This is a genomic window from Actinoplanes italicus, from assembly GCF_003001815.1.
GTDB classification, from domain to species: domain Bacteria; phylum Actinomycetota; class Actinomycetes; order Mycobacteriales; family Micromonosporaceae; genus Actinoplanes; species Actinoplanes italicus.
This window is the reverse complement of record NZ_PVMZ01000001.1, coordinates 644,228-661,880: the sequence shown is the minus strand read 5'-3', so window position 1 is coordinate 661,880 and position 17,653 is coordinate 644,228. Positions and strand designations below refer to the sequence as shown.

The following is a 17,653-nucleotide window of genomic DNA, read 5'->3' as shown; positions in this document are numbered from 1 at the left end:
GCCGTGGGGCACTGAAGTCGCGAGGCGACAGTTCCCGCAAAGGGGTGTAGCTCAATTGGCAGAGCAGCGGTCTCCAAAACCGCAGGCTGCAGGTTCAAGTCCTGTCACCCCTGCGCAACCCTCCTCGACGTGCCCGGCCGGTGCGCGGTCCGCACAGCTTCCGCTTCCGGTCGGGTTCTGAAAAGGAACATCGGAGAACCACCGACGACGGAAGTAGGGCGAAGTGGCCGAGAAGGACCGGCCCGGTGACGACGTCCCGGGCGACGACGAGCTGCTCGCCGACGCTGCCGCCGGTGACGACGTTCCGGATGACGACGACGCGCGGGTGGGTGCCGGCGGCGGGACCGCCCTTGCGGAGCGCACCAAGGACGAGAGCCCCAGGCCTCGCAAGTCCGGCCGCGGTCCGCTCGGCCGGATCGGCGGCTTCTTCCGTGAGGTCACCAGTGAGCTCCGCAAGGTCATCTGGCCGACACGCAAGGAGCTCCTGACCTACACCGGCGTTGTCATCGTCTTCGTGGTGATCATGACGTCTCTGGTGGCCGGTCTGGACTACGGATTCGGTAAGGCGATCCTCTGGGCGCTGGGCTGAGTCCCGCGCGGCTGAGGCCCGGCGTCCCGAACCGAAGAGACTTTATTTGGAAGTGAGCGAGCGTGCCTGAGTACGACGACGAGACCGCGCAGTCTGCTGACGAGCAGTCGTCGCTGGACACCGACGAGTCGGTAGAGGCGGCCGTTCTGGCCGTGGCCCAGGCGCCCGAGGCTGACGAGGACTACGACCCCGTCAAGGAGCTGCGGCAGAAGCTGCGGTACGCGCCCGGCGACTGGTACGTGGTGCACTCCTACGCGGGTTACGAGAACAAGGTCAAGACCAACCTCGAGACCCGGATCACGAGCCTCGACATGGAGGAGTTCATCTTCCAGGTCGAGGTGCCGACCCGCGAAGAGGTCGAGGTCAAGAACGGCAAGCGCAACCAGGTGCAGGCCAAGGTCTTCCCCGGTTACATCCTCGTCCGGATGGATCTGACCCCGGAGTCCTACTCCTGCGTGCGCAACACGCCCGGCGTGACCGGTTTCGTGGGCGCCACCGACCGGGTCGACCGGCCGGCGCCGCTCTCCCTCGACGAGGTGCTGAAGTGGCTCGCCCCGGCCGTGCAGGCCGAGGAGAAGAAGTCGAAGCCCGAGATCAAGGTGCTCGACTTCGAGGTGGGCGACTCGGTCACGGTCACCGACGGCGCGTTCGCGTCGCTGCCGGCCTCGATCAGCGAGATCAACGCCGACCAGCAGAAGCTCAAGGTCCTGGTGTCGATCTTCGGCCGGGAGACGCCGGTCGAGCTCAACTTCAACCAGGTCACCAAGATCTGATCGCCGGGACCCCGGCGATATCAGTGGGAGGGGCCTCGCGCTCGAAGCGCACAGGGCGGCCCCGCCAGCTACCACAGGAGTAAAGAGAAATGGCACAGCGCAGCAAGGCGTACCGCGCCGCCGTCGAGAAGATCGACATCGCGAAGCTCTACGAGCCGAAGGACGCGATCGCCCTGGTCAAGGAGACCAGCCCGGTCAAGTTCGACGCCACCGTCGAGGTCGCGATGCGTCTCGGTGTCGACCCCCGTAAGGCCGACCAGATGGTCCGTGGCACGGTCAACCTGCCGCACGGCACCGGTAAGACCGCCCGCGTCATCGTGTTCGCCCAGGGTGCGAAGGCTGAGGAGGCCGTCGCGGCCGGCGCCGACGAGGTGGGCACCGACGAGCTCGTCGCCCGGATCCAGGGTGGCTGGCTGGACTTCGACGCCGCGATCGCGACGCCGGACCAGATGGCCAAGATCGGCCGGATCGCCCGGATCCTCGGCCCGCGTGGCCTCATGCCGAACCCGAAGACCGGCACCGTCACCATGGACGTGACCAAGGCCGTCAACGAGATCAAGGGTGGCAAGATCACCTTCCGCGTGGACAAGCACTCCAACCTCCACGTGATCATCGGCAAGGCGTCCTTCGGCCCGGAGCAGCTGATCGACAACTACGCCGCCGTGCTGGACGAGATCCTTCGTGCCAAGCCGTCGGCGGCCAAGGGCAAGTACCTGAAGAAGGTCACCGTCGCCACCACGATGGGCCCCGGCATCCAGATCGACCCGAACGTGCAGAAGAACCTGCGCGGCGAGGCCGGCGCCTGACATAGCGTCCGACGAGCCCCCGGGGATCTCTCCCCGGGGGCTCGTCGCATTTCCGGGCCTGTGTCGCGGCCGTGGTCTGTGGCAGGCTGTCGGCCGTGCGTTTCGACAAGGTCCGGTTCCGGTACGCCCGTCGCGCTCCCTGGACGCTGCACGACGTCGACGCCACCGTCGAGCCCGGCCGCACGATCGTGGTGCTGGGCCGTAACGGAGCCGGTAAGTCCACGCTGCTCCAGCTGGCAGCGGGCGTGCTCAGGCCGACCGAGGGTGCGATCCGTGACCGCCCGGCTGTCCTCGGCTGGGTTCCGGAGCGCTTCCCGGCGACCCAGCCGTTCACCACACTGGGCTACCTGCGCTCGATGGCCGAGATCCGCGGCCTGCCCGCCGGCGCCGCCGATCCCTGGATCGAACGACTGGGCCTGACCGGGCACGCGGACACCCCGCTCCCGGAGCTCTCCAAGGGCACGGCGCAGAAGGTCGGCCTCGCCCAGGCGCTGCTAACCCCACCCGGTCTGCTGGTCCTCGACGAGCCGTGGGAGGGCCTCGACGCCTCGTCCCGGGTCCTGATCCCGCAGATCGTCGCCGAGGTGACCGCCGCCGGGGGAGCGGTCCTGGTCAGCGACCATCGTGGCGAGATCGCCAACCTGCCCGGCGCGCTGCACTGGACGGTCGCCGGCGGCACCCTGCACGCCTCCGCGCCCGATCAGGCCACGGACGCCCGGCATACCTTCCCGGCGGATCCGCCGTCCTCCATCACCGGGGGAGAGGCTGGCGCCGGAAGCGGGACCGGCGAGGACGAGGTGGTGATCGAGGTGGCGGTGCGGCGGCATGAGGCGGCCGCCGCGGTGGACCGGCTGCGTGCGGCCGGTCACCGTGTCACCGGGGTCCGGGAGCCCCAGCCCGATGCGGTACGGGAGGAGCGCGCCGCCCTGGCAGAGAGCGCGTCTCGCGTACCCGAGAAGGGGGAGGGGTTTTGATCGCGCTGATCCGTATGCGCCTGACCGGCTTCGTGCGCGGCGGCCGTGCCGTCGCCCCGCTGATCACGTTGATGGCGGTGCTGTCCGTCATCTACGGCGGCGGCCGTTCCTCGGCCTCGTCCGCCTACGGGTACTCCGCCGTCTGCCTCTTCCCGATCCTGGCCTGGCTGACGAAGCTGCTGCTGGACACCGAGCCCGACGCCCAGCGCAGGCTGGCGCGCCTGGCTGTCGGCCCGGTCCGCGAGGCCGTCGCCGGCCTGCTCGCGGCCATCGTCGTCGCGGCCGCGGTCTGCGTGGCGGCGATGCTGACACCCTGGCTGTTCCGCGCGATCGAGGCGCCGGAGCCCGGTTCACCGGCACCGAGCCTGGCCGCCGGAGTGCTCCTCGGTGTTCTTGCCCACATCCTGTCGGCGCTCGCCGCCGTCGCTCTCGGCGCCGTGGCCGCCCGCGTGGTGACCCGCCGGATACTGCCCGGGCTGACGGTCCTGGTGAGCGGATCCATCCTGGCGATCGTGTTCGGGCTAAGCGGCTCGATCGCGCCGTGGCTGGTGCCGCCGGTGATGGCGACGGCCCGTGCGCTGGGCGGACGGACGGCACCGACGACGGGCACATTGGCACTGCTCACCGCGTGGACGGTGCTGTGGTGCGCGGTGGTCCTGACCGTTTACGCCCGCCTGCGCCGAGGGCGGGCCTGACCACGCGGAACGGACGAGACGGGGCCGATTTGGCTTCGACAGCTTGTCCGCGTACGCTGGCATCTCGAAGTTCCACCCATAGACCGCTGGTCGCCGCAGCAATCGTCCTCACGACGAATGCCGCGGCCGAAGGTCCCGCTGAAAGCGGGCGACCCGTGCAGGGGAGAACGGATCGTGATTTAAGACCGCGTCCGTGCGCGTGTGTTCAAATCCGCCCCGTGCCTCTGCGCCGGGGCGTTTTGCTTTTTCTTTGCGGACCCTCTCGACCAGTGGCTGAAGCACTGAGAGAGGAGGGACATGGCGGACAAGCCGGTCCGGGCCGACAAGGCTTCGGCTGTTGCCGAACTCACGGACAACTTCCGTGCTTCGGGAGCCACCGTGTTGACCGAATACCGCGGCCTCACCGTTAAGGAGCTCACTGAGCTCCGGCGGTCGCTGGGCGGAGAGAACAAGTACACCGTCGCCAAGAACACGCTCGCGAAGCGTGCCGCGGCCGACGCGGGTATCGAAGGTCTCGACGCGCTGTTCACCGGTCCTACCGCGCTCGCCTTCGTGAACGGTGACGTGGTCGAGGCGGCCAAGGGCCTTCGCGCCTTCGCCAAGGCCCACCCCGTTCTCGTCATCAAGGGCGGTGTCTTCGAGGGCAAGGCCATCACGGCGGACGAGGTCAACAAGCTTGCTGACCTCGAGTCCCGTGAGGTGCTGCTGGCCAAGCTGGCCGGCGCCATGAAGGCGAACCTCAGCAAGGCCGCTGCCACGTTCCAGGCGCCCCTCACCAAGACGGTGCGCACGGTCGAGGCTCTGCGGGCGCAGCGCGAGCAGGCCGGTTCCGCCGAGGCCTGAGGCCTCGCGTGAACCGTTAAACGTCAAAGTTCTTAGGAAAGGTTGCCAACATGGCGAAGATCAGCACCGAAGACCTGCTCGAGGCCTTCAAGGAGATGACCCTCATCGAGCTCTCCGAGTTCGTGAAGGAGTTCGAGAACGTCTTCGACGTCAAGGCTGCCGCTCCGGTCGCCGTTGCCGGCCCCGCTGCCGCTGCCGCTGAGCCCGAGGCCGAGAAGGACTCGTTCGACGTTGTCCTCGAGGGCGACGGTGGCAAGAAGATCCAGGTCATCAAGGTCGTGCGTGAGCTGACCGGCCTGGGCCTCAAGGAGGCCAAGGACGCCGTCGAGTCCGCACCCAAGGCGATCCTCGAGGGTGTCAACAAGGAGAAGGCCGAGGCCGCCAAGGCCAAGCTCGAGGGCGAGGGCGCGAAGGTCACCCTCAAGTGATCTGACGCTCCACAGCGTTCTGCTTCGATGGCGGAGACCCGTAACGGGTCTCCGCCATCGTCGTTCCTGATGTTGTCCCGGCAGCTCACAGGCTCCCTCGTGGAGGGTTGCCGCCCTGCTCGGCAAAGGGTGCCAAAGCTCGCGAACCGTACGCTAAGGTCCGTTTGGTGCGCCGGGCGGATGACCGCAGCAGTCCGACCCGCGGCACAGCCCTTGACTGTGTGTCGGCGGACAGGCACGCTGACATCAGCAAGTTTCCGCGCTTGCGACAGCCGCCCTATGGGTAACGGGGGTTCACCACCGATACCCGTCGGACCGGCACCAGAGGAGATCGCCGCGTTTCTGAGCGGTCCCGTCACCATCCTGACCGCGGATGCGCAGGTCAGGGGAGGTGGGGACACGTTCCGCAGGCAACCTCGGGTGCGGGGCTGGACAGCGGTTAGCCGAGCGGCTACACTGCTAGTTTGCGCTGCCTTCTGCCTTGCCTTCGACTGAGATATCCATGTGGATAACTCTCTTGGGGGCTCATTGGAGTGCACGCAGACCAGTTGCATCAGCAACTCAGCCGCATAGCAGCACCGGTCCTCGGAAGGACGCATCTTGGCAGCTTCCCGCCCTGCGAAGACCAGCCGTACGTCGAGCGCTTACGCACCCCGCCGGGTCTCTTTCGGCCGGATCACCGAGCAGCTAGAGGTCCCCAACCTCCTCGCCCTCCAGACGGAGTCGTTCGACTGGCTGGTCGGCAACGAGGCTTGGCAGGCCCGGACGACGGACGACCCGCACGCCCACTCGGGCCTCGCAGAGATCCTCGAAGAGATCAGTCCCATTGAGGACTTCTCCGGCACCATGTCGCTGTCCTTCTCATCTCCGCGCTTCGACGAGGTCAAGGCCTCGATCGAGGAGTGCAAGGAGAAGGACCTGACCTACTGTGCCCCGCTGTTCGTGACCGCGGAGTTCACCAACAACACCACTGGCGAGATCAAGAGCCAGACCGTGTTCATGGGTGACTTCCCGATGATGACCCCCAAGGGGACGTTCGTCATCAACGGCACCGAGCGGGTCGTGGTGAGTCAGCTCGTCCGTTCGCCGGGCGTGTACTTCACCAAGGAGCCGGACAAGACCTCCGACCGCGACCTCACCAGCGTCAAGGTCATCCCGAGCCGGGGTGCCTGGCTGGAGTTCGACATCGACAAGCGCGACACGGTCGGCGTCCGCATCGACCGCAAGCGCCGGCAGGCCGTCACGGTCCTGCTCAAGGCCATCGGTTGGTCCGCCGACCAGATCCGTGAGCGGTTCGGCTGGTCCGAGCTGCTCATGACGACGCTGGAGAAGGACCACATCGCGGGGCAGGACGAGGCCCTGTTGGACATCTACCGCAAGCTGCGCCCTGGCGAGCCGCCGACGCGCGAGAACGCCCAGACCCTGCTCGACAACCTCTTCTTCAACCCGAAGCGGTATGACGTCGCCAAGGTCGGTCGTTACAAGTTCAACAAGAAGCTCGAGATCGACGTCCCGATCGTCCGGGGCACGCTCTCCGAGGAAGACATCGTCAAGACCGTCGACTACCTCTGCCGGCTGCACGCCGGTGAGGACGGTTACGAAGCGGACGACATCGACCACTTCGGCAACCGGCGTCTGCGTACGGTCGGCGAGCTCATCCAGAACCAGGTCCGCGTCGGCCTGTCCCGGATGGAGCGCGTCGTCCGGGAGCGCATGACGACCCAGGACGTCGAGGCGATCACGCCGCAGACCCTGATCAACATTCGGCCCGTCGTGGCCGCGATCAAGGAGTTCTTCGGTACCTCGCAGCTGTCGCAGTTCATGGACCAGACCAACCCGCTCGCGGGTCTGACCCACCGGCGCCGTCTCTCGGCGCTCGGCCCGGGTGGTCTGAGCCGTGAGCGGGCCGGCTTCGAGGTTCGTGACGTGCACCCGTCCCACTACGGCCGGATGTGCCCGATCGAGACTCCTGAAGGCCCGAACATCGGCCTGATCGGCGCGCTCTCGACGTTCGCGCGGGTCAACCCGTTCGGCTTCATCGAGACGCCGTACCGGAAGGTCGTCGACGGTGTCGTCAGCGACGAGGTGCACTACCTCACCGCCGACGAGGAAGACCGGTTCATCAAGGCCCAGGCGAACGCCGTGCTGTCGAGTGACAACACCTTCGCCGAGGACCGCGTCCTGGTCCGCCGTAAGGGCGGTGAGGTCGACTACGTGCCCGGCACCGAGGTCGACTACATGGACGTCTCGCCGCGGCAGATGACCTCCGTCGCGACCGCGATGATCCCCTTCCTCGAGCACGACGACGCCAACCGTGCCCTCATGGGCGCGAACATGCAGCGTCAGGCCGTGCCGCTGGTCAAGGCCGAGTCGCCGCTCGTCGGTACCGGCATGGAGTACCGCGCCGCGGTCGACGCCGGTGACGTGGTCGTCGCCGAGGTCTCCGGTGTGGTCGAGGACCTGTGCGCCGACTATGTGACGGTGCACCAGGACGACGGCCACCGCCGGACCTACCTGCTGCACAAGTTCCGCCGCAGCAACGCCGGCTCCTGCGTCAACCAGAAGCCGGTCGTCTTCGAGGGTGACCGCGTCGAGGCCGGCCAGGTCATCGCCGACGGTCCCTGCACCGACGAGGGCGAGATGGCGCTCGGGCGCAACCTGCTCGTCGCGTTCATGTGCTGGGAAGGCCACAACTACGAGGACGCGATCATCCTGTCGCAGCGCCTCGTGCAGCAGGACGTCCTCACCTCGATCCACATCGAGGAGCACGAGGTCGACGCCCGTGACACCAAGCTCGGCCCGGAAGAGATCACCCGCGACATCCCGAACGTCAGCGAAGAGATGCTGGCCGACCTGGACGAGCGCGGCATCATCCGGATCGGCGCCGAGGTCGTCCCCGGCGACATCCTGGTCGGCAAGGTCACGCCCAAGGGCGAGACCGAGCTGACCCCGGAGGAGCGCCTGCTCCGCGCGATCTTCGGTGAGAAGGCCCGGGAGGTCCGGGACACCTCGCTGAAGGTTCCGCACGGCGAGACCGGCACCGTCATCGGTGTCCGGACGTTCTCCCGCGAGGACGGCGACGAGCTGCCCCCCGGCGTGAACGAGCTGGTCCGGGTGTACGTCGCCCAGAAGCGGAAGATCCAGGACGGTGACAAGCTCGCCGGCCGTCACGGCAACAAGGGCGTCATCTCCAAGATCCTGCCGGTCGAGGACATGCCGTTCCTCGAGGACGGCACCCCGGTCGACATCGTGCTCAACCCGCTGGGTGTGCCGTCGCGTATGAACATCGGCCAGGTGCTGGAGACCCACCTCGGGTGGATCGCCAAGACCGGCTGGTCGGTCGACGGCGAGGACGAGGCCTGGAAGCGTCAGCTCCGCTCGATCGACGCCCACGAGTCCCCCGCCGACAGCAACGTCGCGACCCCGGTCTTCGACGGTGCCCAGGAGGAGGAGATCAAGGGTCTGCTCGAGTCGACGCTGGTCAACCGCGACGGTAAGCGGCTGGTCAACGGCGACGGCAAGGCGCAGCTGTTCGACGGCCGCTCCGGTGAGCCGCTGCCGGACCCGATCTCGGTCGGCTACGTCTACATCCTGAAGCTGAACCACCTGGTCGACGACAAGATCCACGCTCGGTCGACCGGCCCGTACTCGATGATCACGCAGCAGCCGCTGGGTGGTAAGGCGCAGTTCGGTGGTCAGCGGTTCGGCGAGATGGAGTGCTGGGCCATGCAGGCCTACGGCGCCGCTTACGCGCTGCAGGAGCTGCTCACCATCAAGTCCGACGACGTCCTCGGCCGAGTGAAGGTCTACGAGGCCATCGTCAAGGGCGAGAACATCCCGGAGCCGGGAATCCCGGAGTCGTTCAAGGTGCTTCTCAAGGAGCTCCAGTCGCTGTGCCTGAACGTCGAGGTGCTTTCCAGCGACGGTGTTGCCCTCGAGATGCGTGAGACCGACGACGAGGTCTTCCGGGCCGCGGAGGAACTCGGTATCGACCTGTCCCGGCGCCCGAACGAGGGCGTCAGCAGCGTCGAAGAGATCTGACGGAAGCGGCCCCGGGGACCCACGCGAGTGGCACACCGGGGCCGCACCCGCCGGCCTTGAATTCACCCGAGCAACGAAACACGAGGGATAGTCCAAGTGCTCGACGTCAACTTCTTCGACGAGTTGCGCATCGGCCTTGCTACCGCTGACGACATCCGGCAGTGGTCGCACGGCGAGGTCAAGAAGCCCGAGACGATCAACTACCGCACCCTCAAGCCCGAGAAGGACGGACTCTTCTGCGAGAAGATCTTCGGTCCGCAGCGGGACTGGGAGTGCTACTGCGGTAAGTACAAGCGCGTCCGGTTCAAGGGCATCATCTGTGAGCGCTGTGGCGTCGAGGTGACCCGCTCCAAGGTCCGGCGTGAGCGCATGGGCCACATCGAGCTGGCCGCTTCCGTCACGCACATCTGGTACTTCAAGGGCGTCCCGAGCCGGCTGGGCTATCTGCTCGACCTGGCTCCCAAGGACCTCGAGAAGATCATCTACTTCGCCTCGTACGTGATCACGAGCGTTGACGCCGAGTCGCGTCACCGTGACATGTCCACGATCGAGAACGAGATCTTCGCCGAGAAGCGCCAGTCGGAGAACGGCCGTGACTCGGAGATCGAGAAGCGGGCCGCGAAGCTGGAGCAGGACCTCGCCGAGCTCGAGGCCGAGGGTGCCAAGGCCGACGTGCGTCGCAAGGTCAAGGAAGCCGGCGAGCGCGAGATGCGCCAGATCCGGGACAAGGCGCAGCGCGAGATCGACCGCCTCGACGAGGTGCTCGACACCTTCCGCAAGCTCGACTCCAAGCAGCTGGTCACCGACGAGCTGCTCTACCGCGAGCTGCGCGACCGCTTCGGTGAGTACTTCACCGGTGGCATGGGCGCCGAGGCCATCAAGGCCCTGCTGCAGAACATGGACCTGGACGCCGAGGCGGAGAACCTCCGGGAGATCATCCGCACCGGTAAGGGCCAGCGGAAGATCCGGGCGCTCAAGCGACTCAAGGTCGTCGCGGCGTTCCTGAACACCCGCAACTCGCCCCTCGGCATGGTCCTGGACTGCGTCCCGGTCATCCCGCCGGACCTGCGCCCGATGGTGCAGCTCGACGGTGGCCGTTTCGCGACCTCCGACCTGAACGACCTGTACCGCCGGGTCATCAACCGGAACAACCGCCTCAAGCGTCTGATCGACCTCGGCGCGCCCGAGATCATCGTGAACAACGAGAAGCGGATGCTCCAGGAGGCCGTCGACGCGCTGTTCGACAACGGCCGTCGTGGCCGGCCGGTCACCGGTCCGGGTAACCGCCCGCTGAAGTCGCTCTCCGACATGCTCAAGGGCAAGCAGGGCCGGTTCCGTCAGAACCTGCTCGGCAAGCGGGTCGACTACTCCGGTCGTTCCGTCATCGTCGTCGGCCCCCGGCTCAAGCTGCACCAGTGCGGCCTGCCGAAGCAGATGGCGCTGGAGCTGTTCAAGCCGTTCGTGATGAAGCGCCTGGTCGACCTGAACCACGCGCAGAACATCAAGTCGGCCAAGCGGATGGTCGAGCGTCAGCGCCCGGTCGTGTGGGACGTCCTCGAAGAGGTCATCTCCGAGCACCCGGTTCTGCTGAACCGTGCTCCGACCCTGCACCGCCTCGGCATCCAGGCCTTCGAGCCGCAGCTGGTCGAGGGCAAGGCCATCCAGATCCACCCGCTCGTCTGCACCGCGTTCAACGCGGACTTCGACGGTGACCAGATGGCGGTCCACGTGCCGCTGTCGGCCGAGGCGCAGGCCGAGGCCCGGATCCTGATGCTGTCGTCGAACAACATCCTCAAGCCGGCCGACGGCAAGCCGGTCACCATGCCCACCCAGGACATGGTCATCGGTCTGTACTACCTGACCCACATGACGCCCGGTGCCAAGGGCGAGGGCCGGGTGTTCAGCTCGGACGCCGAGGCGCGGATGGCGTTCGACGCCGGCGAACTGCACCTGCAGGCTCCGGTGAAGATCCGGCTGCGTGAGGTCATCGGCGTCGACAACGGTGCCAAGGGCGAGACCTGGGTGCCGGCCGAGGACTGGGTCGAGGGTGACCCGGTGCTGGTCGAGACCACCCTGGGCCGGGTCATCTTCAACGAGACGCTGCCCCCGGGCTACCGGTACGTCAACTACGAGATCCGCAAGGGTCAGCTGTCGGCGATCGTCAACGACCTCGCCGAGCGTTTCCCGAAGGTCGCCCTGGCCGCGACCCTGGACGCGCTCAAGGAGGCCGGCTTCCACTGGGCCACCTGGTCCGGTGTGACGATCGGTATGGGCGACGTCATCGCCCCGCCGCGCAAGCCGGAGATCCTGCAGCGCTACCAGGGCGAGGCCGACCAGATCGACAAGCAGTACCAGCGCGGTCTGATCACGTCCGAGGAGCGCCGTAGCGAGCTCATCGACATCTGGACCAAGGCGACCAACGAGATCTCCAAGGAGATGGAGACCGCGCTGCCGCAGGAGAACCCGCTCTGGGTCATGATCAACTCCGGCGCCCGCGGTAACCTCCTCCAGCTCCGGCAGATCGCCGCGATCCGTGGTCTGGTGGCCAACCCCAAGGGTGAGATCATCCCGCGGCCGATCACCTCGTCGTACCGCGAGGGTCTGACCGTTCTGGAGTACTTCATCTCCACGCACGGTGCCCGTAAGGGTCTGGCCGACACCGCGCTGCGTACCGCCGACTCGGGTTACCTGACCCGTCGTCTGGTGGACGTCTCGCAGGACGTCATCATCCGCGAGGAGGACTGCGGCACCGAGCGCGCGATCCCGATGGCGGTCACCGACCCCGAGCGGGTCGACGGCAAGCTGGTCGTCCACGTGCACGCCGAGACCGGCGTACACGCCCGGACGCTTGCCGACAACATCGACGACGCCAACGGCAACCGCGTGGTGTCGCGTGGTGACGACCTCAACTCGATCATGGTGGACGCGCTCGTCGCGGCCGGCGTCGAGACGGTCCGGGTGCGCAGCGTCCTGACCTGTGAGTCGAAGCTCGGTGTGTGCGCGGCCTGCTATGGCCGTTCGCTGCCGACCGGCAAGGCGGTCGACATCGGCGAGGCGGTCGGCATCATCGCGGCCCAGTCGATCGGTGAGCCCGGCACGCAGCTGACGATGCGTACCTTCCACACCGGTGGTGTCGCGGGTGAGGACATCACCCAGGGTCTGCCGCGTGTCCAGGAGATCTTCGAGGCCCGTGTGCCGAAGGGTAAGGCGCCCATCGCCGACACCCCCGGTCGCGTCCGCATCGAGGACGGCGAGCGCTCGCGCAAGATCATCGTGGTGCCGGACGACGGCAGCGAGGAGATCGTGTACGACAAGATCTCCAAGCGCGTCAAGCTGCGCATCCCGGACGGCGGCCACGTCGGCGTCGGCGAGAAGCTCACCGAGGGCACCATCGACCCGCACGAGCTGCTGCGCATCATGGGCCCGCGCGCGGTCCAGGTCCACCTGACCAGTGAGGTCCAGGAGGTCTATCGCTCGCAGGGTGTGCTCATCCACGACAAGCACATCGAGATCATCATCCGCCAGATGCTCAAGCGGGTGACGGTCATCGACTCCGGTGCGACCGAGTTCCTTCCGGGAATCCTGGTCGACCGGGCGCTCTTCGAGTCGGAGAACCGCCGGCTCGTCGGCGAGGGTGGCGAGCCCGCCGCCGGTCGTCCGGTGCTGATGGGTATCACCAAGGCCTCGCTGGCGACCGACTCCTGGCTCTCGGCGGCCTCCTTCCAGGAGACCACCCGGGTGCTCACCGACGCTGCGATCAACTCGCGCAGCGACTCGCTGGTGGGCCTCAAGGAGAACGTCATCATCGGTAAGCTCATCCCGGCGGGTACCGGTATCTCCAAGTACCGCAACATCCGGGTCGAGCCGACCGAGGAGGCCAAGGCCAAGGTGTACTCGATGACCGGGTACCCCGAGACCGACTACGGCTTCGGGCCGGCCAGCGGGCAGGCTGTGCCGCTGGACGACTTCGACTTCGGGTCGTACCGCTAAGGGTTTTCTCCACATGGGGCGGTCGCGCTGGGCGCGGCCGCCCCATGGGCGTTCCTAAGATGGGTTGGTGACTCTTCCCGCCGTTCCCACCCGCCACCCGATGGATCCGGAACCGGTGCCGTCGTCGAAGGCGCGTGCCGTCTTCGCGCTCGGCCTCGTGGGGTTGCTCACCGGTCCGCTGGTCGGTGGGGTGATCCCGGCCACGCTGGCCCTGCTCCTGGCCCGTCAGTCGGCCCGTGAGGCCTATGCGGCGGGTGGTTACCTGTCGGGGTCGGCCTTGATCCGGAGGGGCCGGGGGCTCGCGTGGGCCGGTCTCGTGCTGGCGATCGGCGCGCTGGTGGTGCTCCTGATCGCCGGTCTTCTGCACCTGGCCGCGGCGCCCGGGCAGGACTTCGCCCCCGGCACGGACTGAGGCGGTCGAGGCGGCCGCCGGGGCGGGCTGCAGCGGAGCCCGTACGGGTGACATGCTTTTCGTATGACGCAACCCCCGCGTTCGCCGTACCCGCCGCCGTACGGCCCGTCCCCGGTCCCGTACGGCGCTCCGCCGCCCTACGGCTACGTGCCCGCACCGCCACCGCCGCCGCCCACCGCCGGCTGGCAGCCGGACCGGGTCGATCAGGTGACCGGCACGGGGTTCGGTCTGGTGCACCTGCAGGTGCCGCCGATCACATCGGGTCCGGCGGTCGGTTCACTGATCGCCGGCATCGGAGCGATCCTGGTCGCGCTGGCGGCTTTCTGTTTCGGTCTCACCGGCGCGGAGGAGGGATGGGGCGGTTGGATCGCCGGCGCGTTCACCCTGCTCAGCGTCCTGGCGTGTGCCGGGGCGGTGACGGCCGGGCTGATCGGCCGCCGGCAGATCTCGCGAGCCCCGGAGCCGGGCCGGGTGCGCTTCACCGGCCGAGGGCTGGCCCTCGGCGGAATCATCTGCGGAATCGCCGGTGCTGCCCTGGCGTTGGTGGGACTAGGACTGGGACTGGCGTTGCAGTTGTCGTGAGCCGCAGAGGCTCGGGCGGGGTGTCCGGACCGGAGATCTGGCACCGCGAGGATGGCACGCAGGAGTACCCGGTACACTGGTATACGGAGATGTCCATCGTGGGAGCCTGGGCTCATTTTGACCTGGGTGCGCAGGGTGGGTAGTCTTTCCCCTCGTGCCCGGGCTCGCCCGGGCAACTCGTGCGTGCACCCGTTTCGGAACGTGCGACGGGTTACAGCACCACGACGAGCAAAGCCGTGAAGGGCTTTGTTCACACAGACAACATCCGGAGCACGTGAACCTTCACGTGCGATGGGACCGTGAGCCGGACGACACGCCCGACCGCGGGTGCGGGACACTCCCCACCGGGGAGAGCCCGCACACAGAGGCAGAAATACACGGTGCGGCCGTAAACAGGAAGCGGCCGAAGGGAGCGGAGAAACCCGGTGCCCACGATCCAGCAGCTGGTCCGCAAGGGCCGCCAGGCGAAGACGAGCAAGACGAAGACGCCGGCGCTGAAGGGAAGCCCTCAGCGGCGCGGCGTGTGCACGCGCGTGTACACCACTACCCCCAAGAAGCCCAACTCTGCGCTGCGCAAGGTCGCTCGTGTGAAGCTGAGCAGCCAGATCGAGGTGACGGCGTACATCCCGGGCGTCGGCCACAACCTGCAGGAGCACTCCATCGTGCTCGTGCGTGGCGGTCGTGTTAAGGACCTCCCGGGCGTCCGCTACAAGATCGTTCGCGGTTCGCTCGACACCCAGGGTGTCCGCAACCGCAAGCAGGCCCGCAGCCGTTACGGCGCGAAGAAGGAGAAGAGCTGATATGCCGCGTAAGGGACCCGCTCCGCGCCACCCTGTGGTCGCTGACCCGGTGTACAACTCCCCGCTGGTGACTCAGCTGGTCAACAAGATCCTCGTCGCCGGCAAGCGTCAGCTCGCCGAGCGCATCGTGTACGGAGCCCTCGAGGGTGCCCGCGAGAAGAGTGGCACCGACCCGGTGGTCATCCTCAAGCGCGCGATGGACAACGTGAAGCCGACCCTCGAGGTTCGCAGCCGCCGTGTCGGTGGCGCGACCTACCAGGTGCCGGTCGAGGTCCGCACCCCGCGTCAGACCACCCTCGGTCTGCGCTGGCTGGTCCAGTACTCCAAGGCCCGCCGCGAGAAGACCATGATCGAGCGGCTGCAGAACGAGCTGCTCGACGCCAGCAACGGCCTCGGTGCCGCTGTGAAGCGTCGCGAGGACACTCACAAGATGGCGGAGTCCAACAAGGCCTTCGCGCACTACCGCTGGTAAGACCCTGCTGCGGGCCCGGCAATCCGCCGGGCCACGGCAGTCGTACCGGTCCTAGAGACGACGACGAAGAAAAGTAGGGATGGAAGTGGCCGCCGCAGACGCGCTCGCCAAGGTACGCAACATCGGCATCATGGCGCACATCGACGCTGGTAAGACCACGACGACCGAGCGGATCCTGTTCTACACCGGCATCACGTACAAGATCGGTGAAGTCCACGAGGGCGCCGCCGTCATGGACTGGATGGAGCAGGAGCAGGAGCGCGGTATCACCATCACTTCCGCCGCCACCAAGTGCGAGTGGAAGGGTCACACGATCCAGATCATCGACACGCCCGGCCACGTCGACTTCACGGTCGAGGTCGAGCGGTCGCTGCGTGTGCTCGACGGTGCTGTCGCTGTGTACGACGGTGTGGCCGGCGTGGAGCCCCAGACCGAGAACGTCTGGCGTCAGGCGGACAAGTACAACGTCCCCCGGATGTGCTTCGTCAACAAGCTCGACCGGACCGGTGCCGACTTCTTCCGCTGCGTGCAGATGATGATCGACCGGCTCAACGCCACCCCGCTGGTCCTCCAGATCCCGATCGGGCTCGAGGGCGACCACATCGGTGTCGTCGACCTGATCGAGATGCGCGCGCTCACCTGGCGTGGGGAGACCCAGAAGGGTGAGGACTACGCGGTCGAGGAGATCCCGGCCGACCTCGCCGACCAGGCCGCCGAGTGGCGCGAGAAGCTCATCGAGACCCTCGCGGACGTCGACGACGCCGTGATGGAGAAGTACCTCGAGGGCGAAGAGGTCTCGGTCGAGGAGATCAGGGCCGCCATCCGGCGCGCCACGATCGCCAGCAAGGCCAACCCGGTGCTCTGCGGTTCGGCGTTCAAGAACAAGGGTGTGCAGCCGATGCTGGACGCCGTTGTCGAGTTCCTGCCGTCGCCGCTGGACATCCCGGCCATCGAGGGCACCGCGACCGACGGCGAGACCGTGATCCTGCGGAAGCCGTCGAACGACGAGCCCTTCTCGGCGCTGGCCTTCAAGATCCAGACCGACAAGCACCTCGGCAAGCTCACGTACGTCCGGGTCTACTCCGGAACGCTCGAGACCGGTACTCAGGTGATCAACTCCACCAAGGACCGGAAAGAGCGGATCGGCAAGATCTACCAGATGCACGCGAACAAGCGTGAGGAGCGCGCCACCGCGCAGGCCGGCGACATCATCGCCGTCCAGGGTCTGAAGCAGACCACCACCGGTGACACGCTCAGCGACCCGGCCAAGCCGGTCATCCTCGAGTCGATGACCTTCCCGGAGCCGGTCATCCAGGTCGCCATCGAGCCGAAGACCAAGTCGGACCAGGAGAAGCTGGGCACTGCGATCCAGCGTCTCGCCGAGGAGGACCCGACGTTCCGGGTCTTCAACGACGAGGAGACCGGTCAGACGATCATCGCCGGCATGGGCGAGCTCCACCTGGACATCCTGGTGGACCGCATGCGCCGCGAGTTCAGTGTCGAGGCGAACATCGGTAAGCCGCAGGTGGCCTACCGCGAGACGATCCGCGGCACCGTCGAGAAGCACACGTACGTCCACAAGAAGCAGACCGGTGGCTCGGGCCAGTACGCGAAGGTCATCGTCAACGTCGAGCCGCTGCCGCTCGACGCGGACGGCCCCACGTACGAGTTCGTGAACGCGGTTACCGGTGGACGCATCCCCAAGGAGTTCATCCCCTCGGTGGACGCGGGTGCGCAGGACTCCCTGCAGTACGGCGTCCTCGCCGGTTACCCGCTGGTCGGCGTGAAGTTCACGCTGGTCGACGGTCAGTACCACGAGGTCGACTCCTCCGAGATGGCGTTCAAGATCGCCGGCTCCATGGCGATGAAGGAAGTGGCCCGCAAGGCCGACCCGGCTCTCCTCGAGCCCATGATGGCCGTTGAGGTCACCACCCCTGAGGACAATATGGGTGACGTCATCGGCGACCTCAACTCCCGGCGTGGCATGATCCAGTCGATGGAGGAGCGCCACGGCGCCCGCGTCGTCAAGGCTCTGGTCCCGCTCTCGGAGATGTTCGGCTACGTCGGCGACCTCCGGTCGAAGACTGCGGGCCGGGCTAGCTACAGCATGCTGTTCGACTCCTACGCCGAGGTTCCTCAGAACGTGGCTAAGGAGATCATCGCTAAGGCCACCGGCGCCTGATGCGTTGAGGCACGTGCGGTCCGTCGAGGACCGCACGTGCACTGGCAGTCGACAGAGTCCTGAGCG

Annotated in this window: 14 protein-coding genes and 1 tRNA gene; all 15 read left to right on the top strand. The window is 67.1% G+C overall.

Annotated features, from left to right (window positions below):
• Positions 1 to 40: 40 nt before the first annotated feature.
• The 15 genes from CLV67_RS03210 (at position 41) to fusA (ending at position 17,587) form a co-directional block, all read left to right on the top strand.
• A tRNA-Trp gene (locus CLV67_RS03210) sits at positions 41 to 113 on the top strand.
• A 110-nt stretch (positions 114 to 223) separates the two neighbouring features.
• Positions 224 to 589: a preprotein translocase subunit SecE gene (secE, locus tag CLV67_RS03205; protein WP_106315570.1), complete on the top strand. Its 366-nt coding sequence runs from the start codon at positions 224 to 226 to the stop codon at positions 587 to 589.
• 62 nt (positions 590 to 651) lie between these two features.
• Positions 652 to 1,362, top strand: coding sequence for a transcription termination/antitermination protein NusG (gene nusG, locus CLV67_RS03200; protein ID WP_106315569.1), 711 nt, complete (start codon positions 652 to 654; stop codon positions 1,360 to 1,362).
• Positions 1,363 to 1,451: 89 nt separating this feature from the next.
• Positions 1,452 to 2,168 carry a 50S ribosomal protein L1 gene (rplA, locus tag CLV67_RS03195; protein WP_106315568.1) on the top strand — a complete coding sequence of 239 codons (717 nt, stop codon included), beginning with the start codon at positions 1,452 to 1,454 and terminating at the stop codon, positions 2,166 to 2,168.
• 95 nt (positions 2,169 to 2,263) lie between these two features.
• Complete coding sequence (locus CLV67_RS03190; RefSeq protein ID WP_106315567.1) at positions 2,264 to 3,142, top strand: ATP-binding cassette domain-containing protein; 879 nt, start codon at positions 2,264 to 2,266, stop codon at positions 3,140 to 3,142.
• Positions 3,139 to 3,837, top strand: a complete 699-nt coding sequence (locus CLV67_RS03185) for a hypothetical protein (protein ID WP_106315566.1) — start codon at positions 3,139 to 3,141, stop codon at positions 3,835 to 3,837. The genes CLV67_RS03190 and CLV67_RS03185 overlap by 4 nt, the downstream gene beginning before the upstream one ends.
• 297 nt (positions 3,838 to 4,134) lie before the next feature.
• On the top strand, positions 4,135 to 4,680 hold the full coding sequence (gene rplJ / locus CLV67_RS03180; protein WP_106315565.1) for a 50S ribosomal protein L10: 546 nt from the start codon (positions 4,135 to 4,137) through the stop codon (positions 4,678 to 4,680).
• Positions 4,681 to 4,730: 50 nt separating this feature from the next.
• Positions 4,731 to 5,108 carry a 50S ribosomal protein L7/L12 gene (gene rplL, locus CLV67_RS03175; protein WP_106315564.1) on the top strand — a complete coding sequence of 126 codons (378 nt, stop codon included), beginning with the start codon at positions 4,731 to 4,733 and terminating at the stop codon, positions 5,106 to 5,108.
• Positions 5,109 to 5,708: 600 nt separating this feature from the next.
• On the top strand, positions 5,709 to 9,149 hold the full coding sequence (rpoB, locus tag CLV67_RS03170; RefSeq protein WP_106315563.1) for a DNA-directed RNA polymerase subunit beta: 3,441 nt from the start codon (positions 5,709 to 5,711) through the stop codon (positions 9,147 to 9,149).
• 96 nt (positions 9,150 to 9,245) lie between these two features.
• Positions 9,246 to 13,139, top strand: a complete 3,894-nt coding sequence (locus CLV67_RS03165; protein ID WP_106315562.1) for a DNA-directed RNA polymerase subunit beta' — start codon at positions 9,246 to 9,248, stop codon at positions 13,137 to 13,139.
• 100 nt (positions 13,140 to 13,239) lie between these two features.
• On the top strand, positions 13,240 to 13,551 hold the full coding sequence (locus CLV67_RS03160) for a hypothetical protein (protein ID WP_106315561.1): 312 nt from the start codon (positions 13,240 to 13,242) through the stop codon (positions 13,549 to 13,551).
• 63 nt (positions 13,552 to 13,614) lie between these two features.
• On the top strand, positions 13,615 to 14,133 hold the full coding sequence (locus CLV67_RS03155; protein ID WP_239166640.1) for a hypothetical protein: 519 nt from the start codon (positions 13,615 to 13,617) through the stop codon (positions 14,131 to 14,133).
• A gap of 425 nt (positions 14,134 to 14,558) precedes the next feature.
• Positions 14,559 to 14,933 carry a 30S ribosomal protein S12 gene (gene rpsL / locus CLV67_RS03150; RefSeq protein WP_014440718.1) on the top strand — a complete coding sequence of 125 codons (375 nt, stop codon included), beginning with the start codon at positions 14,559 to 14,561 and terminating at the stop codon, positions 14,931 to 14,933.
• Position 14,934: 1 nt separating this feature from the next.
• Complete coding sequence (rpsG, locus tag CLV67_RS03145) at positions 14,935 to 15,405, top strand: 30S ribosomal protein S7 (RefSeq protein ID WP_045745030.1); 471 nt, start codon at positions 14,935 to 14,937, stop codon at positions 15,403 to 15,405.
• 85 nt (positions 15,406 to 15,490) lie between these two features.
• Positions 15,491 to 17,587, top strand: a complete 2,097-nt coding sequence (gene fusA, locus CLV67_RS03140; protein WP_106315750.1) for an elongation factor G — start codon at positions 15,491 to 15,493, stop codon at positions 17,585 to 17,587.
• The last annotated feature ends 66 nt before the right edge of the window (positions 17,588 to 17,653 follow it).